Annotated in this window: 20 protein-coding genes; 5 read left to right on the top strand and 15 right to left on the bottom strand. The window is 72.7% G+C overall.

Features of this window, described 5'->3' with window-relative positions:
- Window positions 1-1091: SGNH/GDSL hydrolase family protein (locus tag JS521_RS20915; RefSeq protein ID WP_205084478.1), on the top strand; the 1091-nt coding region annotated here is incomplete at its 5' end.
- 12 nt (window positions 1092-1103) lie between these two features.
- Here JS521_RS20915 and JS521_RS20910 read toward each other — a convergent pair.
- The 3 genes from JS521_RS20910 to JS521_RS20900 all read right to left on the bottom strand — a co-directional run bounded on the left by JS521_RS20910 (window position 1104) and on the right by JS521_RS20900 (window position 6639).
- Window positions 1104-2723, bottom strand: coding sequence for a phytoene desaturase family protein (locus JS521_RS20910; RefSeq protein ID WP_239487586.1), 1620 nt, complete (start codon window positions 2721-2723; stop codon window positions 1104-1106).
- 66 nt (window positions 2724-2789) lie between these two features.
- Window positions 2790-4967, bottom strand: a complete 2178-nt coding sequence (locus JS521_RS20905; RefSeq protein ID WP_205084477.1) for a serine/threonine-protein kinase — start codon at window positions 4965-4967, stop codon at window positions 2790-2792.
- Between the two features lie 151 nt (window positions 4968-5118).
- Window positions 5119-6639: a SulP family inorganic anion transporter gene (locus tag JS521_RS20900; protein WP_205084476.1), complete on the bottom strand. Its 1521-nt coding sequence runs from the start codon at window positions 6637-6639 to the stop codon at window positions 5119-5121.
- Between the two features lie 492 nt (window positions 6640-7131).
- Between JS521_RS20900 and JS521_RS20895 the strand changes: the two genes are divergently transcribed.
- Window positions 7132-7593 (top strand): MerR family transcriptional regulator, encoded by a 462-nt coding sequence (locus JS521_RS20895; RefSeq protein WP_205084475.1) that lies wholly within the window; start codon window positions 7132-7134, stop codon window positions 7591-7593.
- 40 nt (window positions 7594-7633) lie between these two features.
- Here JS521_RS20895 and JS521_RS20890 read toward each other — a convergent pair whose 3' ends face one another.
- From JS521_RS20890 to JS521_RS20870, 5 genes are all read right to left on the bottom strand, one after another.
- Complete coding sequence (locus JS521_RS20890) at window positions 7634-8311, bottom strand: helix-turn-helix domain-containing protein (RefSeq protein ID WP_205084474.1); 678 nt, start codon at window positions 8309-8311, stop codon at window positions 7634-7636.
- Between the two features lie 92 nt (window positions 8312-8403).
- On the bottom strand, window positions 8404-8556 hold the full coding sequence (locus tag JS521_RS20885) for a hypothetical protein (RefSeq protein ID WP_205084473.1): 153 nt from the start codon (window positions 8554-8556) through the stop codon (window positions 8404-8406).
- A gap of 166 nt (window positions 8557-8722) precedes the next feature.
- On the bottom strand, window positions 8723-9901 hold the full coding sequence (locus JS521_RS20880; RefSeq protein WP_205084472.1) for an acyl-CoA dehydrogenase family protein: 1179 nt from the start codon (window positions 9899-9901) through the stop codon (window positions 8723-8725).
- Between the two features lie 98 nt (window positions 9902-9999).
- Window positions 10000-11154, bottom strand: a complete 1155-nt coding sequence (locus JS521_RS20875) for a methyltransferase (protein ID WP_205084471.1) — start codon at window positions 11152-11154, stop codon at window positions 10000-10002.
- Between the two features lie 150 nt (window positions 11155-11304).
- Complete coding sequence (locus JS521_RS20870; protein ID WP_205084470.1) at window positions 11305-11517, bottom strand: hypothetical protein; 213 nt, start codon at window positions 11515-11517, stop codon at window positions 11305-11307.
- Between the two features lie 158 nt (window positions 11518-11675).
- Here JS521_RS20870 and JS521_RS20865 point away from each other — a divergent pair, with 158 nt between their 5' ends.
- Window positions 11676-12227: a GH25 family lysozyme gene (locus JS521_RS20865; RefSeq protein ID WP_205084469.1), complete on the top strand. Its 552-nt coding sequence runs from the start codon at window positions 11676-11678 to the stop codon at window positions 12225-12227.
- 239 nt (window positions 12228-12466) lie between these two features.
- Window positions 12467-13285: an endonuclease I family protein gene (locus JS521_RS20860; protein WP_205084468.1), complete on the top strand. Its 819-nt coding sequence runs from the start codon at window positions 12467-12469 to the stop codon at window positions 13283-13285.
- Window positions 13286-13328: 43 nt separating this feature from the next.
- Here the strand turns inward: JS521_RS20860 and glsA are convergent, their stop codons facing one another.
- The 3 genes from glsA to JS521_RS20845 all read right to left on the bottom strand — a co-directional run bounded on the left by glsA (window position 13329) and on the right by JS521_RS20845 (window position 15819).
- A complete protein-coding gene (gene glsA / locus JS521_RS20855) occupies window positions 13329-14678 on the bottom strand; it encodes a glutaminase A (RefSeq protein WP_205084467.1) in 1350 nt (449 codons plus the stop codon).
- A gap of 12 nt (window positions 14679-14690) precedes the next feature.
- Entirely contained in the window at window positions 14691-15245 is a 555-nt protein-coding gene (locus tag JS521_RS20850; protein ID WP_205084466.1) for a hypothetical protein, read from the bottom strand.
- A gap of 79 nt (window positions 15246-15324) precedes the next feature.
- Window positions 15325-15819 (bottom strand): DUF1269 domain-containing protein, encoded by a 495-nt coding sequence (locus tag JS521_RS20845; RefSeq protein ID WP_205084465.1) that lies wholly within the window; start codon window positions 15817-15819, stop codon window positions 15325-15327.
- A gap of 118 nt (window positions 15820-15937) precedes the next feature.
- On the opposite strand from JS521_RS20845, the gene JS521_RS20840 reads away from it, so the two are divergent.
- The gene (locus JS521_RS20840) at window positions 15938-17053 is read left to right on the top strand and encodes a baeRF3 domain-containing protein (RefSeq protein WP_205084464.1); all 1116 of its coding nucleotides are present in this window, start codon (window positions 15938-15940) and stop codon (window positions 17051-17053) included.
- A 28-nt stretch (window positions 17054-17081) separates the two neighbouring features.
- On the opposite strand, the gene JS521_RS20835 is transcribed toward JS521_RS20840, so the two are convergent.
- The 4 genes from JS521_RS20835 to JS521_RS20820 all read right to left on the bottom strand — a co-directional run bounded on the left by JS521_RS20835 (window position 17082) and on the right by JS521_RS20820 (window position 22452).
- The gene (locus JS521_RS20835) at window positions 17082-18041 is read right to left on the bottom strand and encodes a D-2-hydroxyacid dehydrogenase family protein (protein WP_205084463.1); all 960 of its coding nucleotides are present in this window, start codon (window positions 18039-18041) and stop codon (window positions 17082-17084) included.
- A gap of 86 nt (window positions 18042-18127) precedes the next feature.
- Window positions 18128-19540 carry an NADP-dependent succinic semialdehyde dehydrogenase gene (locus JS521_RS20830; RefSeq protein ID WP_205084462.1) on the bottom strand — a complete coding sequence of 471 codons (1413 nt, stop codon included), beginning with the start codon at window positions 19538-19540 and terminating at the stop codon, window positions 18128-18130.
- A gap of 159 nt (window positions 19541-19699) precedes the next feature.
- Window positions 19700-20158: an ATP-binding protein gene (locus JS521_RS20825; RefSeq protein WP_205084461.1), complete on the bottom strand. Its 459-nt coding sequence runs from the start codon at window positions 20156-20158 to the stop codon at window positions 19700-19702.
- Window positions 20159-20352: 194 nt separating this feature from the next.
- Complete coding sequence (locus JS521_RS20820) at window positions 20353-22452, bottom strand: xanthine dehydrogenase family protein molybdopterin-binding subunit (protein WP_205084460.1); 2100 nt, start codon at window positions 22450-22452, stop codon at window positions 20353-20355.
- Between the last annotated feature and the right edge of the window lie 18 nt (window positions 22453-22470).

Genomic DNA, 22470 nt, shown 5'->3' with positions numbered 1-22470 from the left:
TGGCCGCCGCGGGCGCCGGGGCGGCGGTGCCGGAGGCTCCCGGACTCCCCGCCCCGGCCAGCCCCTGGACCACCTCGTGGGCCACCGCGCAGACCGCGCCCACGGCGGACGACCCGCTCGCGGCGGGCGGCCTCACCGACGGGCTCTTCACCGCGCGGCTGCGGCTCTCGGCGGGCGGGCAGGTCAGACTGCGGTACGCGCACGCCTTCGGGGCCGCGCCGGTGCTGGTGGGTCCGGTGACCGCCGACGGGCGGCCGGTCACCTTCGGCGGTCGGCCGCAGGAGTGGCTGGCGGCGGGCGCGTCCCTCACCAGCGACCCGGTGGCGGGGCTGCGGGTGCCGGACGGAGCCCTGCTGACTGTCGCGACACGGCTCCCGGGCCCCACCGGCCCTCTCTCCTTCCACCGCAACACCCACGCCTGGCACACCGTCGACGGTGTCCGCACCCGGTCCGTGCTCCTCCTGACCGGGGTCGAGACGACCGGGGCGCGCGGTCCGGTCCTCGCCGTGCTGGGCGACTCCATCGCGGAGGGCACCGGCACGCCCGACGACGCGGACCTGCGCTGGCCCGACCAGCTGGCCCGCCGGCTGTCCGGCTCCGCCGTCGCCAACCTCGGTATCAGCGGCAACCGGCTGCTGCTCGACAACGACCGCTTCGGGCCGGGCGCCCAGGCCCGCTTCGACCGGGACGTGCTGTCGTTGCCGGGGCTGCGGACGGTCCTGGTGCACCTGGGCGTCAACGACCTCCACCATCTGCCGGTCGAGCGCGACCCGGCGCGGATGGTGGCCGCCTACCGCCAACTCGCCCTGCGCGCCCGGTCGGCCGGGCTGCGGGTGGTGGGCGCCACCATCGCCCCGTTCGAGGGGTGGACGCGCTGGACCCCGGAGGCGGACGCGGTGCGCCGGGAGGTCAACGAGGCGGTGCGCACCGGGCGGGTCTTCGACGCGGTCGCCGACTTCGACGCGGCGCTGCGCGACCCGGACCGCCCCTCCCGGCTGCTGCCCGCGTTCGACAGCGGCGACGGGCTGCACCCGGGCCCCGAGGGTCACACGGCGATCGCCGCCGCCGTGAACCCCCGGCACCTGCGTTAGGGCCTGCCCCTACTACTCCCCCAGCGCGGCCATCGCCGCGTTGTGACCGGGCACCCCGCTGACCCCACCGCCGCGTACCGCGCCCGCCCCGCAGAGCAGCACATTGGCGTGCGCGGTCTCCACGCCCCAGCGTCCGGTGCCCTCGTCGGCGTACGGGAAGGCGAGGTCGCGGTGGAAGATGTGGCCGCCGGGCAGCCGCAGATCGCGCTCCAGGTCGAGCGGGGTCTTGGCCTCGATGCAGGGCTCCCCCCGCTCGTCGAGGGCCAGGCAGTCCGCGATCGGCTCCTCCAGGTGCGCGTCCAGTTCGGCCAGGGTCGCCTTCAGCAGGGCCGCGCGGGCCGCGTCGTTGTCGGCGGCGAACAGCCGGGCCGGGGCGTGAAGCCCGAAGAGGGTGAGGGTCTGGTAGCCGCGCGCGGCGAGGTCGGGGCCGAGGATCGAGGGGTCGGTCAGCGAGTGGCAGTAGATCTCGGAGGGTGGGGCGGCGGGCAGCCGGCCGGTCGCAGCGTCCCGGTAGGCGTCGGCGAGCTGCCCGTACCCCTCGGCGATGTGGAAGGTCCCGGCGAAGGCCTGCCGGGGGTCGACGGACCGGTCGCGAAGCCGCGGCAGCCGGGTGAGCAGCATGTTCACCTTCAGCTGGGCGCCCTCGGCGGGCGGCGGCGGGGTGTCGCCGAGCAGTGCGGCCAGGGCCTGCGGGGAGGCGTTGACGAGCACGCGGCCCGCTGCGACGACCCGCTCGCCGTCCGGGGTGCGCACGGTGACCTCGGCGGCATTCCCGTCGGTCTCGATGCGGGTCGCCTCGTGCCGTACGCGGATCTCGGCGCCCGCAGCACGGGCGGCCCCGGCCAGGGCGTCGGTGAGGGCGCCCATGCCGCCGACGGGAACGTCCCAGTCGCCGGTGGAGCCGCCGATCACGTGGTAGAGGAAGCACCGGTTCTGCAGGAGCGAGGTGTCATGCGCGTCGGCGAAGGTGCCGATCAGGGCGTCGGTGAGGACGACCCCGCGCACCAGGTCGTCGGTGAAGTTCTCCTCGACGGCCACGCCGAGCGGTTCCTCGAAGAGCATCCGCCAGGCGTCCGCGTCGTCGATCCGCTCGCGCAGCGCGTCGCGGCCGGGCAGCGGTTCGGTGAGCGTCGGGAAGACCCGCTCGGCGACCCGCTGCGTCATCCCGTAGAACCGCTGCCAGGCCGCGTACTCGCGTTCGCCGCCGGTCAGCGCGGCGAAGGACTCCCGGGTGCCCTCGCCCGCGACGAGCAGCCCGGTGGGACGTCCGTCGCGTACGGCGGGGGTGTAGGAGGAGACGGTCCTCTTACGTACGGCGAAGTCGAGGCCGAGGTCCCGGACGATCTTGTCGGGCAGCAGGGAGACCAGGTACGAGTAGCGAGAGAGCCGGGCGTCGATCCCGGCGAAGGGGCGGGTGGAGATCGCCGCTCCTCCGGTGGTGCCGAGCCGTTCCAGGACGAGCACGGACTGTCCGGCGCGCGCGAGGTAGGCGGCGGCGACCAGGCCGTTGTGGCCGCCGCCGACGATCACGGCGTCGTAGCGGTCCCGGGCGGGCGCGCCGGGCCCGGAGGACCCGCGGGTGGCGGGCTGACCTGCGGAGGTCCGGGGTGCGGGGTTCTGGGGTGCGGGCATGCACCTTCGTAACACGCCGCCCGCCGTCCCCCCCAGGGGCGGCGGGGCGGACGGGGCACTGCGGTCTCAGGCCTGCGCGAGCCGCCTCAGGCAGTGCGCCTCGTCGTCGCGGGCCGCGAGCGTCTGGGGGTGGTCGGGGCCCAGCACCCGGGGGCGTGCCTCGGCGACCTGCCGGTAGGCGACGAGGGCCTCGCTCCACCGGCCGAGCCAGCCGAGCCCCGCGGCGACCTCCCGGCGGCTGATCACCGTGTCCGGGTCGTCGGGCCCCAGGGTGCGCTCCCGCAGGGCGCAGACGTCGCGCGCCTCCGCGAGCGCCTCCTCCCAGCGGCCCAGCCGCCCGAGGTTGACGCCGAGGCCGTGGCGGGCGCGCAGTGTCTCCGGGTCGGCCGCTCCGGCGGTCCGGGTGCGGTCGGCGACCAGGGAGCGGTACAGCTCCAGGGCCTCCGCGTCGCGGCCGAGCCGGCCGAGGCTGATGCCGGCCTCGTAGCGGGCGGCGAAGGTGTCGGGGTGGTCGGCCCCCAGGGTCTCTGCGCGAGCGCGGGCGACCTCCTGGTAGGTCTCCAGCGCCTCCGCCCAGCGGCCCAGCCTGCCCAGCGTGTACGCCACTTCGTAGCGGGTCGCGAGGGTGTCGGGATGTGCCGGGCCGAGCAGTCGGGCCCGGGCGTCGGCGACCTCGCGGGCGATCCGGCAGGACTCCTCGGGCCGACCGAGCCGGCTGAGGTTGAACGCCAGGTTGTGGCGGCAGCGCAGGGTGTCGGGGTGGTCGGGGCCCATGACGCGTTCGCGGACGGCGAGGACCGCTTCGTACACCTCGTGGGCCTCGGCGTGCCGGCCGAGTCGGCCCAGGGCGTGGGCGGTCGCCTGGCGGGCGGCGAGCGTCTGCGGATGGTCGGTGCCCAGGGCGCGTTCGCGGCCCTCGGCGACCCGGGTGAACTCGCGCAGCCCTTCCTCGGCGCGGCCCGTACGGCTGAGGGTGAGGCCGATCTCGTAGTGGCTGGCGAGGGTGTCGAGGTGGTCCGGGCCGAGGACGCGGGCGCGCTGGGCGGCGACCTCGCGATGCACCTCACCGGCCTCCTCCCAGCGGCCCAGACGGCCGAGGTCGAGGCCTGCGCTGTGGCGGCCCTCCAGCGTGACGAGGAGGTCCGGGGAGGAGAGCCCGGCCGACACGGGGACAAAGGAGCCGGTGTGCGGGGCGGTGGCGCTCGCGGTGGTCCACTGCCCCGTCAGCCCGGCGGCGGGATCGGGGCGTTCGGCGTGCGGGCCCGTCGCGCCGAACGCCCGGTGACCGGCGGTCATGGTCCGGGTCCAGGCGGGCAAGGACCTCTCGCGCGGGGCCGGCAGCCGCTCGGCGTGGGAGGGCGCGAAGGGCCCCGGGCCGAGCGCGGGCTGTTCGCCGGTGCGGCCGAGGACGATGCGGCGGCGCAGGTCGCCCGCGTCCACGGGCCGCTCGTCGGGGGCTTTGGCGAGCAGATCGAGGACGACGCGGTCGAAGAAGCCGGGCAGGTCGGCGCGGTGGGTGCGCAGCGGCTGGGGCGGGGTGTCGCGGTGTCCGACGAGCACGGCCCAGGCGTCCTCCTGGTCGAACGGCGGGACGCCGGTGGCGATTTCGTACAGGACGCAGCCCAGCGAGTAGAGATCGCTGCGGTGGTCGACCTCCTTGCCGCTGATCTGCTCGGGCGACATGTAGTGCGGAGTGCCCATGGCGAGGCCGGTGGTGGTGAGCCGGGAGGTCATGCCGATGTCGTGGCCGAGGCGCGCGATGCCGAAGTCGCAGATCTTCACCGTGCCGTCGGTCAGCCGCATGATGTTGGCGGGCTTGAGGTCGCGGTGGACGATGCCCTGCCGGTGGGTGTAGCCGAGGGCGTCGGCGACCTGCTCCGCGATGTCGACGACATGGTCGACGGGCAGCGGGTGCTGCTGGTTCTCCTCCAGCAGCTGGCTCAGGTTCTGCCCGTCGAGCAGTTCCATGACGAGGTAGAGCACGCCCTCGTACTCGCCGAAGTCGTGCACGACGGTGACGCCCCGGTGCTGGAGGGAGGCGGCCACCCGGGCCTCGCGCCGGAAGCGTTCGCGCAGGACGCGGGTGAACGCCTGGTCGTGCTGAGGGCCCATGGGTTTGAGGCATTTGACGGCTACCTGACGACCCAGCGACTCGTCGAGGGCACGCCACACCTCGCCCATGCCCCCGCGCCCGATCAGTTCGAGCAGCCGGTACCGGCTCTGGATCAGCCTGGTGTCCGCCATCTGCCGCTTCCCGCCCCCGTTGTTCCCCGTGTCGCCCGCCGCTGGTGCTGTGCTCTCCCCGGCCCTTCCAGTATGGCGGCCGGTGCGCCGCGTGTGTACGCGGCGGGGCGGGCTGTCGGCTGCCGGACGTGCCGTCACCCGGGCCCCGGGGTCAGTGCCCGGCGGCGAGTTCGCCGGTGAGCCGGTCGTGGAGGTGGGCGCTGGGTTCGTTGAGGCCGGTGATCTCGACGGCCTTGCCGCGCTGGGCGTACTTGCTGCCGATCGTGTCGAGGGCGGCGACGGAGGAGGCGTCCCAGATGTGCGCCGCGCTCAGGTCGATGACCACCCGGTCGGGATCCCCGGCGTAGTCGAACCGGCCGACGAGTTCGTTGGCCGAGGCGAAGAACAGCTCTCCGGTGACCCGGTAGACCACGGTGGAGCCGTCGGGATCGGTGACGGCGGTGACGTCCGCGACCCGGGCCACACGCCTGGCGAAGATGACCATGGCGGTGACCGAGCCGACGACGACGCCGATCGCGAGGTTGTGCGTGATCACGACGCAGGCGACGGTGATCACCATGACGGCGATCTCTCCGGCGGGCATGCGCCTGAGGGTGCCGGGAGCGAGGGAGTGCCAGTCGAAGGTCGCGAAGGACACCATGATCATGACGGCGACCAGCGCGGCCATGGGGATGTCGGAGACGACCGGTCCGAAGACGATGCACAGCACCATCAGGAACGCGCCGGCGAGGAAGGTGGAGAGGCGGGTGCGGGCGCCGGACACCTTCACGTTGATCATGGTCTGGCCGATCATCGCGCAGCCGCCCATGCCGCCGAAGAAGCCGGTGACGATGTTGGCGATGCCCTGCCCGACGGACTCACGGGTCTTGTTCGAGCGGGTGTCGGTGAGGTCGTCGACGAGCTTCGCGGTCATCAGCGACTCCATGAGGCCCACCAGCGCCATCGCGAACGCGTAGGGGGCGATCGTCGTCAACGTGTCGAGGGTGAACGGCACGTCGGGCAGGCCCGGCACCGGCAGGGCGGAAGGCAGGGCGCCCTTGTCGCCGACGGTCGGCACAGCGATGGCGGCGCCGACCGTGATCACGGTGAGGATGACGATGGAGACGAGCGGGGCCGGGATCACCGTGGTGATCCGGGGGAAGAACACCATGAGCGCGAGACCGCCGACGAGCAGCGGGTACACGCCCCAGGGGACGTTCCACATCTCGGGGACCTGCGCCATGAAGATGAGGATGGCCAGGGAGTTCACGAAGCCGACCATCACCGACCGCGGGACGAACCGCATCAGCTTCGCCACGCCCAGCGCCCCCAGGACCACCTGGAAGACACCGGCGAGGATGACGGCGGCGATGAGATACCCGAGGCCGTGCTCCCGGTTGAGCGGCGCGATCACGAGCGCCACCGCACCGGTGGCGGCCGAGATCATCGCCCGGCGCCCGCCGACGATCGCGATCGTCACGGCCATGGTGAAGGAGGCGAACAGGCCGAGCGCCGGGTCGACGCCAGCGATGACCGAGAACGAGATCGCCTCGGGGATCAGGGCCAGCGCGACGACCAGGCCGGCCAGCACCTCGGTACGCCAGACCTTCGGATCGGACAGCCAGTCGGGCTTCAGGCCGCGCAGGCGCGCGAGCGGGGAGGGTGCGGAGGTGACGGGGGAAGCGGAGGGCAAGGGAGGGGACCTGTCGGGCTCGGGCGCACTCGGTCAGCAGGCGGGTGCGCGGAGGTGACGGGGCCGGGCGGCCCCTGCGGACGGCTCCGTGAGCGCGGAGCCGGAAGACCGGAAGCCGGACGGGCCGCAACCGCGCCGCGGCGCGGCCGGGATCATGTCCGGGTGCGACGCGTCACGGCGGGCAGGGGGCGGCGCCGGGCGTCCTGGGCTCGCGCACGCACATCTCCTGCGACAATCAGACCTTCACCGGGGGCGTCATCGGCCCCGAGCACGGCAGTACGGCGACACGGGCGGTGCACGGGCAACGGTACGTCGCCCTGCCGCCCGGCAACCCTACCCTAACGTTAGGGTAGAGATCGACGTCGATCGGCATGGACCCACAGGTCCACGGCTCCGTGGGCATACGACTCAGTGGTCCTACGGCTCCCTAGACCTACGGCTCCGTGGTCCTACGAGAACCTTCCGGGAACGAGAGAGGCCAGAGGCACGGGCGTGGACGGCAAGCACATGCAGATCGGCGAGGTCGCCGCACGGACCGAGCTCTCCCTGCGCACCATCCGCCATTACGAGGAGACCGGCCTCGTCGTCCCCTCCGCCCGGTCCCGGGGCGGCTTCCGCCTCTACACCGAGACCGACGTCGCCCGCCTCATGGTCATCCGGAGGATGAAGCCGCTCGGCTTCACCCTGGACCAGATGCGCGAGCTGCTCGACGCCACCGACCGGCTGGACGGGGACGACCCGCTCGACGCCGGCCTGCGCGAGGAATTGCTCGCCCGGGTCCGCGCCTATCAGCAGGCCGCCTCCGAACAGGTCGGGAAGCTTCGCGTCCAGCTCGCCCGGGCCGAGGACTTCGAGGCCACCCTCCGCGCCCGTGGAGGCGGCGAGGCCTCCGCCACGGCCCACGCCGCCACGGACGGCACCGAGGCCGCTCATGGCCGGGGTCGCCCTCGGTGAGGACCGAGGCCTCGGCCCCGGCCCCGGCCCCGGCCCCGGATCAGTCGGAGTCGCCCGGTGCGTCGGGAACGACGATCTTCCGCCCGGTGATCCGGCGGGGCGCGAGCACCATGACGTGGTCACGCTCCGCCCCCGCCCACGGGGTCGAGTACGCCGCCTCCCTCAGCCGCCGCGCGGACTCCTCGTCGGTCACGGCGCGCACGGTTCCGACGAGCAGCACGCTCCAGCCCTTGCTGAAGGCGTCGTCGATGTGGTCGGCCTCGCAAGCGATCTCCGTGCCGGCGGCGGTGGCCAGCGGGGAGTCCTTCGCCGTGCTGAACAGCACCTCGCCGTCGCTCACCTGGTAGTTCACCGGCAGGACTACCGGCCCGTCGCCGAGGGCCAGGGCCACCCGCCCCACACCGTGGTCGCCCAGCAGCGTCCAGCACATGGTCTCGTCGAGTTCGACCATCCGGGCTCGCCGGGCACCCCGGCCCGCGCCGCGCGGCAGGTCGACGGCGCCTCCCGACAGCTCCTGCACGGTGGTCTCCAGCGCGTCGGCCAGCCGGAGCAGGAAGCCGACGCCCACCGTGGCGGACTGCTCCTCCACGTACTCGATGTAGCCGGGTGCGGCGCCGGCCCGCAGGGCTACGTCCTGCCGGGACAGACCGAGTTGCAGACGGCGTGCCACGATGCGGCGGCCCAGGTCGCCGGTGGCCGGATGCGGTGCTGAGGGCATCGCGGGGCTCCTTACCTGTCGACGTGCGTCCCCCGGGCCCACGCTAACCAGGACCGGGAGCGAACGCAGCGGGGGAAGTCCCGCCGGAGCGCCTACATCGACCGGCGTCCACGCAGCCGGCCGAGGAGGCTGCGGGCCTGGGCGCGCTTGCGCGGGTCGGCTGCGGCGCGTCGGGCCGACTCGATGGTTCGACGGCCTTGGGGGCTGCGGGTGAACTGCGTGAGCCGGGCGATCAGTCGGGACATGGTTCCTCCTTGGGATACGCCTCTCGCCTACCCCGCAATTGCGCGACCGCACGTGCGCGGCGGCAATATCGCCGGGCCGGCGCGGCCAGGGACCTCCGGAGCGGGAGCCCGCTGACCGCCCTGCCGCCGTTCGCACCCGGTACGGCGACCCGAGGTCCGCCGTCGTTCACCGCCGCACGCGCGGCATCCCCAGCCCGATCCACGAGATGATCTCCCGCTGGATCTCGTTGTTGCCGCCGCCGAAGGTGAAGATCACGGCCGAGCGGTAGCCGCGCTCCAGTTCGCCGTGGAGCACCGCGCCGGCCGAGCCCTCCTTCAGCGCGCCCGCGGAGCCGACGATCTCCATGAGCCAGGCATAGGCGTCCCGGCGGGCCTCGGAGCCGTACACCTTGACGGCGGAGGCGTCCTGGGGGGTGAGGGTGCCGTCCTGGAGGGCGGACACCATCTGCCAGTTGAGGAGTTTCATCGCGTCGAGGCGGGTGTGGGTGCGGGCGAGCAGGGCGCGGACCCAGCCGAGGTCGATGACCCGGCGGCCGTCGGAGAGCTTGGTGTCGGCGGCCCAGCGCTGGACGTTGTGCAGGGCGCGGACCGCCATCGTGCCGTGGGCGGCGAGGGTGACGCGTTCGTGGTTGAGCTGGTTGGTGATGAGCCGCCAGCCCTTGTTCTCCTCGCCGACGCGGCGGGAGACCGGGACGCGGATGTTCTCGTAGTAGCTGGCGGTGGTGTCGTGCGAGGCGAGGGTGTTGATCAGGGTGCACGAGTAGCCCGGGTCGCTCGTGGGGACCAGGAGCATGGTGATGCCCTTGTGGGACGGGGCGTCGGGGTCGGTGCGCACGGCGAGCCAGACCCAGTCGGCGGTGTCGCCGTTGGTGGTCCAGATCTTCTGGCCGTCGACGACGTACGTGTCACCCTCGCGGACCGCGCGGGTCTTGAGGGCGGCGAGGTCGGTGCCCGCGTCCGGTTCGCTGTAGCCGATCGCGAAGTCGATCTCCCCGGCCAGGATTCCGGGCAGGAAGTGGGCCTTCTGCTCGTCGGTGCCGAACTGCATGATCGTGGGGCCGACGGTGTTCAGGGCCATCAGCGGCAGCGGTACGCCGGCCTGGGCGGCCTCGTCGAAGAAGATGAACTGTTCCATCGGGGTCAGCCCCCGGCCGCCGTACTCCTTCGGCCAGCCGACCCCCAGCCAGCCGTCGGCGCCGAGCCTGCGGACCGTCTCGCGGTAGAAGCGCTTCTGGGCGGCGGGTTCCGCGTAGCGTGCGTAGGCGTTGTCGGGTACCAGGGCCGCGAAGTAGGTACGCAGTTCGGTACGCAACCGCTGCTGCTCAGGCGTGTATTCGAGGTGCACGGCCCCTCCAGAGTCTCGCTTCGGCGTCGTCCGTGTGCGGCGGCGCACACAGTAGAACCTGTTGCAAGAATCTGGAAGGGCCTGGTACTCCCCGGGTCTCAGCGCTTGACGGCGCGCAGGACCACGAACTTCGGGTCACCCGCGACCGTGGTGCAGTTCCCGAAGATCCGGCGCAGGTGGGTGTGGTAAGAGAGGTGCCGGTTGCCCACCACCCAGAGCTCGCCGCCCTGGCGCAGTGCGGTGCGCGCGGCGGCGAACATCGTGCGGGCGGTGGCGTCGGTGGTCGCCATGTGGGAGTGGAACGGCGGGTTGTTGAGCACCAGGTCGACGCTGCCCGGTTCGAGGTCGCCGAGCCCGTCGCCGACGAGGAAGTCGGCCTTCGCTCCGTCCGGCGCACCGGCCCGGAAGGTCTCCTCGGCGGAGGCGACCGCCCCGTAGGACTCGTCGACGAAGGTGAGGTGCGCCTCGGGGTTGGCGCGGGCGGCGGAGAGCCCGAGGACGCCGTTGCCGCAGCCCAGGTCGACGACCCGGACCGCGCCGCCGCGGGTGGGCAGGTGCTTCAGGAAGAAGCGGGTGCCGATGTCGAGGCGCTCGGCGCAGAAGATCCCCGCGTGGTTGACAGTGGTCAGGCCCGAGACGGGGCCCACGTCGGCGGGCAGTTCGTAGCGGTAGGGCCACGGGCTCGGCGTACGCGGCAGCGCGGGATCCGGGGTGGAGAAGATGAGCCGCGCCTTGCGCACCGCGAGGGAGGTGCGGGTCGGGCCGATGATCCGCTCGAAGAGCTTGAGCGTGGAGGTGTGGATCTCCTTGACCATGCCGGTGCCGATGACCACGGTGCCGGCGTGGACTGCGGGGGCGACCCGGTGGAGCTGGTCCTCCAGGAACGCCAGGGACTTGGGCACCCGGACGATCAGGACGTCGATCCGGTCCGGCGGGGCCTCGCGGGAGGACAGCAGCCGTACCGCGTCCTGGTCGATGCCGTTGCGGGCAAGGTTGGCGAGGGTGGCGCGCCGGGCCAGGTAGGAGTCGCTGATCTGGACGGGCCGGTGTGCGGCCAGCGCGGTGGTGAGCGCTCCCCACCGGTCCCCCACGACGGCGACCGTCCCCGAGAGGTCGACCGGGCCCGTCTCGGGGTCCGTCAGTTGCCGGAGCAGATATTCGTCGGCGGCGTCCCATGCCCGGAAGGGGTCGCGCGGGTGCTCGGGGAAGCGGGCGAGGTCGAAAGCGCCCTGCGAGGTCGTCAAACGGTTCATATGTCACTCAGGCTAGCCGAGGGAACCGGGGGCGCCCCACACGCTCCCGGCCCCTCGGCCGCGTTCACCTCGGCGTACGGCTCCGCGTACCCGCGCGCCGGGTGCTCCCGCCGACCTCGCGGGGCCGTCGGGCAGTTGGCGGCGGGACCGTCAGGGCAGTTGTTTGTCGATGGCCGACCGCCCCTCGGCGGCCAGCTTGCGCCGGGCCCATTCCAGGGTCTCCGGCGTCACGTCCCGCCCGGAGGCGAGCACCAGGTCCTCCGCGCTCGGGCGGTCGCTCGCGCCCGTGTGCAGGAGCCGGTCGGGGGTGATGCCCCCCGGCCCGGACATGGCCTCGGATACGGATTCGGACTCTTCGCTCATGCCGCCTCCTCGTCCTTGCGGCAATTCTCACCCCCCGTGGACCCGGCCGCATCCGATGGGCGCGCGGCCCGCTACCCGGGAGGGTGAATCAGCCCTTGGCGAGCCCGGGGAGTGGGCAGGAGAGGGAGGTCCTTGCCCCATTCTCCGAGGCGGTGCCCATGCTCCACGGTGTCGACGTCAGCGCCTACCAGCCCTCCTACGACACGGACGGTCTCGACTTCGTCCTCATCAAGTCCACCGAAGGCCGCAGCTATGTCAATCCGCGTCTGGACGCACAGGTGAAGCGGGCCAGGGACGCCGAGTGCGTCGTCGGGTTCTACCACTTCCTGTGGCCGGGGGACGTGGCGGACCAGGTGGCGTACTTCCTGAGCAGGACCCCCGAGAAGGCGGGCGATCTGCTCGCGGTCGACTGGGAACAGACCGGCGGCGGGACGCGGGCGAGCAACGCGGACAAGGACCGGTTCATCCGCGCGGTGAAGGAGGAGCGGCCCGATCACCGGGTCCTGCTGTACTGCAACCGCTCGTTCTGGCTCAACCACGACACGACGAGCTACGCGGGCGACGGGCTGTGGATCGCCGACTACGTCTCCGCGGGCAAGCCCCGCATCGAGGCGGAATGGCGCATCCACCAGTACACCGACGATCCGCTCGACAGGAACGTGGCCGACTTCGCCTCGGCCAGGGCCCTGCGCGACTGGGCGGCCGGATAGCACCCGGCCGGACGCCCCGACCGCCCCCGGAGACTGTGGACCGCGGGGGGCGCACGGCCGTCCGCGACGGGTTCCGACAGCCCGATTCTTGACCTGCACATGATAGGTACAGAGTGTTCACACGTGGGGCACGGTGCGTGTGGAAGGCTCCCGGCTGACCACCTACCGCACGGCCGCCGCGCGAGCATCCCCACCCAGGACCTCGTCGCGACGCCCGCGTTTCGGAGAGGACACCCCACATGTCCCGTCGTCACTCGTTCTACGCGCGTCCGCTGCTGGCCGCGGCGGCCGCCGTCACCGTGCTCACCGGCACCGCTGCCGCGGCCCCCGCGGACCCCTCGCCCGGCCGCTACACCGCCACCGCCGCCGCCCTCGACGACACGTACTACCAGGACGCGCTCGGCAAGACCGGCGCCGAGCTGAAGGCCGCCCTGCACACGATCATCAGCGACCAGACCAAGCTCTCCTACGACCAGGTGTGGGACGCCCTCAAGGCGACCGACGAGGATCCCGCCAACTCTTCCAACGTCGTGCTGCTGTACACCGGGCGCTCCCAGTCCAAGAACGACAACGGCGGCGGCTCGGGCCAGTGGAACCGGGAGCACGTCTGGGCCAAGTCGCACGGCGACTTCGGTACGTCGACGGGTCCGGGCACCGACGTGCACCACCTGCGGCCCGAGGACGTCCAGGTCAACTCCACGCGCGGGAACAAGGACTTCGACAACGGCGGCAGCGAACTGGCCGGCGCACCCGGCAACTTCACCGACGGCGACTCCTTCGAGCCGCGCGACGAGGTCAAGGGCGACGTCGCCCGCATGATCCTCTACATGGCCGTGCGGTACGAGGGCACCGACTCCTTCGCCGACCTCGAACCCAACGACCAGGTGGACAACGGGTCCGCGCCGAAGATGGGCAAGCTGTCCGTCCTGAAGCAATGGAGCCAGGAGGACCCGCCGGACACCTTCGAGAAGCGCCGCAACGACGTCATATTCGAGCAGTTCCAGCACAACCGGAACCCGTTCATCGACCACCCCGAGTGGGTCGGGTCCATCTGGTAGCCCCGACCCTCCCGGCTCTCCGGGCCCCCTCGGCGGTCCCGGCTCAGCCCTCCCCGGCCAGGGCCTTCGCGCAGCCTTCGACAGCTCTCTCGCGGGTGGCGTAGCGCGGCAGGTCCTGGCCGGTCCGCTCCCGAAGGAGGTCGGACGGACCCAGCAGATCACGGGGGTCGACGACCGCCGCGCGCCGCCCGTCGGAGACGAGACGCGCGAGGCCGGTGTGCAGCATGGCCAGGCCCACGGAGTCGACGGCCGTGACGTCGTGCAGGTCGAGGACGACCGAGCCGCCGTCCGGCCCCGACTCGTCCAGGGCGTACAGCACGCGTTCGGCAGCCGTGAAGTCGATGGACCCCTGGGCGACGACGACGCCGACCTGCTCGTGCAGGACCCGTTCGTCCTCGACGGAGGGCGCAGACGGCAGGTCGTCCGCGGTCGTGACGAGGGTGACGGTGGAGCCCGGCAGCGCGGGGTTGAGCATGAGGTGGAGCCCGTAGCGCTGCGACATCGCCTCCAGCGCCGCGTGGCCGCGTACCGAACCGCCGGTGGCGTCGAGCGGCGGGCTGTACGTGGCGACCCCGAAACGGGCAGGACCCACTGCGATGAGACCGCCGGACACCCCGCTCTTGGCGGGCAGTCCGACGCGCAGCAGCCACTCGCCGGAGCCGTTGTACATGCCGCAGGTCGCCATGACGGCGAGAACCCGGGAGGCGACCTCGGCGGAGACGACTTCCTCGCCGGTGACCGGGTTGACGCCGCCGTAGGCGAGCGTCGCAGCCATGGTGGCGAGGTCGACCGCGGTGACGCGGGTCGCGCACTGGCGGAAGTAGCGGTCGACCGCCAGGACCGGATCGACGGGCATGGTGCCGGTGGAGCGGATCAGATAGGCCAGCGCCCGGTTGCGGTCCCCGGTCACCGACTCGGAGCTGAACACCTCCTCGTCGACGTCCAGTTCACGCCCGGCGAAGCGGCCGAGGCAGCGCAGGATCCGGTCGAAGGCGCTCTCGCCCGGGGCGTCGGGGATGAGGGCGGTGGTGACGATCGCCCCGGCGTTGACCATGGCGTTGGCGGGGCGGCCGGTGTCGGGTTCGAGGCTGATGGCGTTGAACGCCTCGCCGCTCGGCTCGGCGCCCACCCACCGGCTCACCTCGTCGAGACCGAGAAGGGACAGCGCGAGGGCGTAGATGAACGGTTTGGAGACGGACTGGAGAGTGAAGGGGACCTCGGCCTCGCCCGCGCTGTAGCGGTGCCCGTCCATGCTGACCAGCGCCAGACCGAAGGCGTCCGGGTCGGCGAGGGCGAGCTGGGGGATGTAGTCGGCCGGTTTCCCCTCCCGTACGTCGACGAACTGGGCCCGCAGGTTCTCCAGCGAGTCGGTCACCGCGTCGGCGGCACTCATGGCCCCGCCCCCTCAGCCGCGCTCGGCCTGCGCGACCCGGGGGAAGGTCTTCACCCCGGCGGCCTTGCGGCTGTTGGCCTGCACGTCGACCGTGCGGTCCGGCGGAGCGTCCTCGACGCCGACGACGACGGTGTCCAGAACCTTGTCCTCGGCGTCGACGAACTCCACCTTCACGGCGAAGAACGCGGCCTCGTCGGTGGGGTTGGTGACCCGGACGCGTGCGCTGCGGACCTCCTCCGAGCCGCTGAGCGGCAGCCCGGTGACCGAGACATCGGCAACGGCGTTGCCCCGGCCCTCCACCTCGTCCAGCCGCTTGGCCGCCTCCTGCCGTACGCGTTCGGACTCGGCCGAGACCGAGGCGGCGAAGCTCTCCTGGGTGCGCGGGCTCGGGGACTCGGAAGGGGACTCCTCCGGCTCGGGCGTCAGGGTGTGGACGCCCTGGTCGGTGCCTTCGCTGCTGGTGTCGGAGTCGCAGGCCGTCGTGCCGGCGAGCAGCAGGGCCGCGACCGCGACGGGGGCCAGGGCGCGCGCGGCGCGGGCCCGGCGCGCGGGGAGGTTCGCTTTCACGGACGGTCCGTCCAATCCAAGAGGGGGATCCTAGTGAGAACAGGAGGGGGATCCGGGTGAGAGGGGGGAGGCGCGTGGGTCACGCCGTGTCGTCGCCGAAGATGTCGCGGAGTTTCGCCTCGCGCTCGGTGTCGAGGTTGCTGTGGAGGAGTTCGGCGCCGTCGCCGGGCAGCTGAGCGCCGATCCGCTCGGGCACCTCGTTCATGGTCAGCAGGAACAGCGCCGAGGTTCCGGGCGTCACCTTCTCCTTGACCTCGGCGATGAAGTCGTCGTCGATGCCGACGTCCGCGAGTTTCCCGCCGACCGCTCCGGCGGCCGCCCCGATGGCCGCACCCAGCAACGGCATCAGGAAGATCAGCCCGAAGAGCATGCCCCAGAAGGTGCCGCTGAGGGCCCCGGCGCCGACGAGGTTGAGGAGCTGTTTCGTGCGCGGCTTGGCCCGGTCGGCGGGCCAGCTGACCACGGCCGCGTCGAGGATCTTGATCAGCCCTTCCTTCTGAAGGGATTTCAGCGCCTCCTCGACGCTCTCCGCGCCTTCGGCCGTCCTGAACTTCCACACCGTGAGCGTGGACATCGCGCACCCTCCCGCACTCCAGAGCAACAACTCGCCCATATTAGGATCAAAAGGTATGAATTGACTCGTCGAAGCATCCGCTTCATACGGGAGCGGGTTCGAGTCCCGGGAGGGAACGATGGATACGGACGCCCTGACCGCCGACCTGTTGCGGGAGCTGCGGGCGACCCGGCCCTATCCGGCCCTGTCCCTGACCATGCCGACCCACCGCAAGGCTCCGGACAACGCCCAGGACCCGGTCCGGCTGCGGAACCTGGTGGCCGAGGCCGGGCACCGCCTCGATGCCGACCCGCAGGTCAGCCGCGAGGTGGCGGCCGCTCTCCGGGCCCAGGTGGAACGGGCGGCGGAAGAGGTGGATCCGCGCGGGGCCCTGGACTCCCTGGTGCTCCTGGTCACCACCGACGCCTACTGGATCTGGCAGCTCCCGCGCACCGCACCCGAACGGGTGGTGCTCAGCGACACCTTCCTCACCCGCAACCTCGTCGCCGCCAAGGCCCAGACGCGGCCGTTCCGGGCGCTGACCATCGCCGCCGACCACGCGACGCTGTGGATCGGGACCGGCGACGGCATCCGGCCGGAGAGGGCCGGCGGCTTCCCGCTGACCGCGCCGAAGGAGCCGCCGAACCCGCAGCGCGAGGAGCGCATCGGGGACACTCCGAGCACCTTCTCCGACGAGGAGACCCGTAACTTCTTCCGTGACGTCGACGAGAAGCTGCGCACGGTGCTCGCCGACGATCCGCGTCCGCTGTACCTGCTGGGCCTGGCCCCCGCTCTCGCCCTGCTGGACGAGGTCGGCGAGAGCTCCCGGTCCGCGACCGGCCGGGTCACCAAGGGGGCGCCGGCCGATCTGCCGCCCGCCGAGGTCCTCAGGGAGCTGCGGCCCGCCCTGGAGGAAGGCGCGCGCCAGGCGGTGGCGGCGGTGGAGAGCCGGCTCGACAACGCCCGCAGCGCGCACTCCTTCGCCGGCGGCCTCGACGAGGTGTGGGCGGCCGTCCGGGAGGGCCGGGCGGCTCTGGTCGCGGTGGAGGAACACTTCCAGGCGGCCGTGCAGGTGACCGACGAGCACCTGGAGCCGGTACCCGAGGGGACCACGCAGAGCGCGGACGGCACGGTCCGCGAGGACATCGTCGACGAACTCGTCGAAGCGGCGCTGGACAGCGGCGCCGATGTGGTCTTCGTCGAGGACGACTCGCTGGCGGAGCACGGCCGGATCGCGGCGGCCCTGCGCTACTGAACACCCCTCGGAAAAGGCCCCTCCGCCGTCAGCCCAGGCGGCGGACCGGCTGTCCGTCGAGGAACGCCCTGATGTCTTCCACCGCCTGGCCGTAGTACGTCTCGTAGTTGGCTCGCGACACATAGCCCAGGTGCGGGGTGGCCAGCAGCCGCGGGGCTGTGCGCACCGGGGCGTCGGCCGGGAGCGGCTCGACGTCGAACACGTCCGTCGCGGCCCCGGCGATCACCCCGTCGCGCAGCGCGGCGAGCAGCGCGTCCGTGTCGACGATGGCCGCCCTGGAGGTGTTGACCAGGTAAGCGGTCGGGCGCATCAGGGCGAGTTCGGCCGCGCCGATCAGTCCCCGGGTCCGCTCGCCGAGCGCCAGGTGGACGGAGACGAAGTCGCTGGAGTCCAGCAGGTCTTCCTTGGAGGCGGCCAGTCCCACCCCGACCTCGTCGGTACGTTCCTTCGTGAGGTTCCGGCTCCAGGCCACCACCTCCATGCCGAAGGCCAGGCCCACCTGCGCCACCCGGCCGCCGATCTTCCCGAGCCCCAGCAGACCGAGCGTCCGGCCGTGCAGGTCGGCCCCGAGGGTGGACTGCCAGGGCCCTCCCGTGCGCAGCGCCTCGGCCTCGGGGACGATGCCGCGCGCCAGGCCCAGCAGCAGGGCCCAGGTCAGCTCGACAGGCGGGGTGGAGGAGCTGGCGGTGCCGCAGACGACGACGTCGTGCCGCCGCGCGGCGTCGAAGTCGATGGCGGAGTTGCGCATGCCGGAGGCCACCAGCAGCCGCAGCCGGGGCAGCCGGGCGAACAGCTCCGCCGGAAAGGGCACCCGCTCGCGCAGGGTCACCACGATGTCGAAGCCGGCGAGGGCGGCGGCCGTCTCGTCCACCGTCGCGAGGTGCTCGGTGAACGGCACGATCTCGACGTCGTCGGTGACGGGCGACCAGTCGACGACGGTGGTGGCCACGGACTGGAAGTCCTCGATCACGGCGCAGCGCAGCTTCATGGCAGCCTCTCTCCGGCCGGGCAGGGTCGCCATCCATGATCGCGCATCGCCCCGGCCGGGCCGTAAGGGGCCCGGCTCGGCGGTCGTCAGGAGGCCTCGGGTCCGTACCAGAGCGTGGTGGCGTTGCAGAACTCGCGGATGCCGTGTCCGGCCAGCTCACGGCCGTAACCGGAGCGCTTGATCCCGCCGAAGGGCAGGGCGGGGTGCGAGGCCGTCATCCCGTTGAAGAAGACACCGCCGGCCTCCAGGTCCCGGGCGCAGCGCTCCTGTTCGCCCGGGTCGCGGGTCCAGGCGTTGGAGCTGAGGCCGAAGGGGGTGTCGTTGGCCAGGTGGATCGCCTCGTCGAGGTCGGCGACCCGGTAGAGGGTGGCGACCGGGCCGAAGGTCTCCTCGCGGTGGATGCGCATGGCGGTGGTGATACCGGCGAGCACGGTGGGCTCGTAGAACCAGCCGTTCTCCAGGCCGCCGCCGAGCTTGTCGGGACGGCGTCCGCCGCACAGCACCTCCGCGCCCCGCTCGACGGCGTCGTCGACGAGTTCCTCCAGGTCGGTGCGGCCCTGTTCGGTGGAGAGCGGGCCGACGTCGGTGGCGTCCTCCAGGGGGTCGCCGACGGTCAGGGCCCGCATGCCCGCGGTGAAGTGTTCGGCGAACGCGTCGTACACGTCGGCGTGGACGATGAAGCGCTTGGCGGCGATGCAGGACTGGCCGTTGTTCTGGACGCGTGCGGTGACGGCGGTGGCGGCGGCCTTCTCCACGTCCGCCGAGGGCAGGACGAGGTAGGGGTCGCTGCCGCCGAGTTCCAGGACGGTCTTCTTGACCTCGTCGCCCGCGGTGGCGGCGACGGCACGCCCGGCCGGTTCGCTGCCGGTGAGCGTGGCGGCGACGACGCGCGGGTCGCGCAGGACGGCCTCGACGGCGCCCGAGCCGATCAGCAGCGTACGAAAGCAGCCCGCCGGGAAGCCCGCCCGGTGGAAGAGGTCCTCCAGGTAGAGGGCGGTCTGCGGGACGTTCGACGCGTGCTTGAGGAGTCCGACGTTGCCCGCCATCAGCGCGGGGGCGGCGAAGCGCACCACCTGCCAGAGCGGGAAGTTCCACGGCATCACGGCGAGGACGACGCCGAGCGGCCGGTAGCGGACCAGCGCGCGGGAGGCGCCGGAGTCCTTCACGTCGGCGGGGTCCGGGTGCTCGTCGGCGAGCAGGCCCTCCGCGCGGTCGGCGTACCAGCGCATCGCCTTGGCGCACTTGGCCGCCTCCGCCCGGGCGGCCGTGATGGGCTTCCCCATTTCGACGGTCATCGTGCGGGCGATGGTGTCGCGGTCCTCGTCGAGGAGGTCGGCGGCCCGGTTCAGCCAGGCCGCCCGCTGCTCGAAGGGCGTGGTGCGGTACTGGCGGAAGGTCTCCGCGGCGGCGGTGATCCGGTGTTCGGTCTCCTCCTCGCCGAGGGCGTCGAATGACCTGATCAGTTCGCCGTTCGCGGGGTTGACCGTCGCGATGGGCATGGCAGTGGCCTCCTTGCATCGGTAGTCCGACCGTGCCGCGCCGCACCGGTCTCCGCAACGCGGCCTTTCCTCCCCCGCACGTACCCGGCCGACGCGGATCATGCGTGCCCAAGGGCACGTTCCGCGTCGGCCGGGGTCACGGGCCGCCCTTCCGGGCGGTTACACGAGCGCCGCGAGGGGGGTGCGGCGGGCGGTGCGGACGCCGGGCAGCGGAGCGTGCGGGAGCAGTTCCGCGAGCTGCGGCGCCTCGGCGTAGCGGGTGAACCAGACCACTTTGCCGTCCGTGGTCCGGCAGGTGCCCCAGCTGTCGCTCAGGGCCATGACCCGGCTCAGCCCGCCGCCGACCGGCAGCAGGCGGGGCATCCGGGCGCTGTTGTCCGCGACGGACACGGTCACGTGCCGTCCGGTCCAGCGGAGTTCGAGGACGCAGGTGTTGCCGCCGCCGACATGCCGGTGGACGTTGGTCAGGAGTTCGTCCAGGGCCCGGCACACCGGCCGGACGTGCAGGTCGAGACTCCAGTGACGAAGGTGTGCGGCGACGATCCGCCGCAGCTGGGAAACGCGCTCTGCCGACACCTGCAGTTCGACCGAGTAGTGCCGGTCGAGTGGAACGGTCATCGTCGAGGCTCCTCACCACGAGGCCCACGTGTCTTCACCCCGTCGTACTTCACCCCGTCGTACGAACGACCCCCGAACACGAAGCGTGAGCACTGATCACTTCTGGGTCACTCCTCAGGGTGAGGCCGGTACGCCGGACGCGCAACAGCTGGGCCGTCCGCGCTGGTAGGAGGCGGTGCCCGGGCTCAGGACGATCACAGCAGGTAGGGCAGCAGGGTGTCCGGGGTGAGGGGCAGCTCGCGCAGCCGGGCGCCGGTGGCGTGGCGGACCGCGTTGCCGATGGCGGCGGCGGTGCCGACGATCCCGATCTCGCCGATGCCCTTGCTGCCCATGGGGTTGAGGTGGCGGTCGTCCTCCTCGATCCAGTGGGCCTGGATATCGGCGGTGTCGGCGCAGACGGGCACGTGGTAGGCGGCGAGGTCCTTGGCGGTGAAGTCGCCGAAGGCCGGGTCGATGCCGCAGCCCTCGGTGAGGGCCATGCCGATGCCCATCACCATGCCGCCGGTGAACTGGGAGCGGGCGGTGCGCGCGTTGAGGATCCGCCCGGCGGCGTACACCCCGAGGAGCCGGCGTACGCGTACCTCGCCGGTGACGGCGTCGACGGCCGTCTCGGCGAAGTGGGCGCCGAAGGCGTGCCGGGCGTACGGGGACTCCTCGCCGGTCTCCTGCTCGGTGTCGGCGGTGGCGGTGATCCCGTCGGCGGGGAGTGGCCCGGAGTGCTCGGCGAGGCGGGCGGCGAGGTCCGCGGCGGCCTTGTGCACGGCCCAGCCCCAGGAGGCGGTGCCGGAGGAGCCGCCGGCCAGCGGGGCGGTGGGCAGGTCGGTGGAGCCGATGTCGACGTGGACGGCCGCGGGGTCGACGCCGAGGGCGTCGCCGGCGATCTGGGCCAGCACGGTGCGGGCCCCGGTGCCGATGTCGGTGGCGTTGACCTGGATGCGCAGGGAGCCGTCCGGCGCGGCGTGGGCGCTCGCGGTGGACCGGGAGACGAGGACGGGGTACGTCGCGGATGCCACGCCCGTACCCATGAGCCAGCGGCCCTCCTGGCGGGCGGCGGGGCGGGGGTCGCGGTCGTGCCAGCCGAACCGGGCCGCGCCCTCGCGCAGGCAGGCGGCGAGGCCGCGGCTGCTGAAGGGGCGGTCGCTGTCCGGTTCGGTCGCGGGTTCGTTGCGCAGCCGCAGCTCCACGGGGTCGAGGCCGAGCGCGGAGGCGAGTTCGTCCATGGCGGACTCCAGGGCGTACATCCCCGAGGCCTCCCCCGGGGCGCGCATCCAGGAGGGGCTGGGCACGTCGAGGGCGACCACCCGGTGCCCGGTGCGGCTGTTCGGCGAGGCGTACATGACGCGGGCGGGCACGGCGGCCTGCTCGACGAACTCCTTCACGGTGGAGGTCTGGGTGACGACCTCGTGGCTGACAGCGGTGAGCACGCCGTCGAGGTCCGCGCCGAGCCGGACCCGCTGGATCGTGGGGGCCCGGTGGCCGACGACCTCGGCCAGCTGGGCCCGGGGGAAGACGAGCTTGACCGGGCGGCCGGTGTGCCGGGCGGCCATCGCGGCCAGGATCCCCTGGGGGCGGGTGGTGCCCTTCGAGCCGAAGCCGCCGCCGACGTGCTCGGAGACGACGGTGATCCGGTCCGGGTCGAGGCCGAGCGCCTGGGCCAGGCTCTCGCGGACCTTGGTGGAGCCCTGGCTGGAGTCGTGGACGGTGAGGTGGCCGTCCTCCCACACGGCGGTGGCGGCGTGCGGCTCCATGGGGTGGTTGTGCAGCGCATCCATCCGGTACGTCGCATCGGTCTGGACGGGCGATGCGGCCAGGGCCCGTTCCACGTCGCCCCGGTTGCGGACGGCGGGGAACCCGCCGTTGGCCTCCTCGGGCGTGTACAGGCCCGGGTGGTCCTCGGTGAGGGTGACGTCATGCGCGTCGCGTTCGTACTCGATATGGAGCTCCCCGGCTCCGGTACGGGCGGCTTCCGGCGAATCCGCGATCACGAGGGCGATCGGCCAGCCGTGGTGCGGGACGCGGTCGTCCTGGAGCACGGCGAGGATCGGGTCGTCGGGCTCGTGGAGCCGGGGCGCGTTGTCGTGGGTGAGGACGGAGTGGACGCCGGGTACGGCGAGCGCGTCGACGGCCCGTACGGCGGTGACGCGTCCGGCCGCGACGGTGGCCGGGACGGTCCAGGCGTACAGGCAGCCGGCGGGCGTGCGGTCGGCCGCGTAGCGGGCGGTGCCGGTGACCTTGTCCCGGGCCTCTCTGCGGACGACGGGCGCACCGGGGAACTGCGGGGCTTGCGTGGTCATGGCGGGGGTCCTCGGGGG

The sequence above is a fragment of the Streptomyces durocortorensis genome, assembly GCF_016901035.1.
GTDB lineage: Bacteria > Actinomycetota > Actinomycetes > Streptomycetales > Streptomycetaceae > Streptomyces > Streptomyces durocortorensis.
This window is presented reverse-complemented; position numbering and strand designations above follow the sequence as displayed.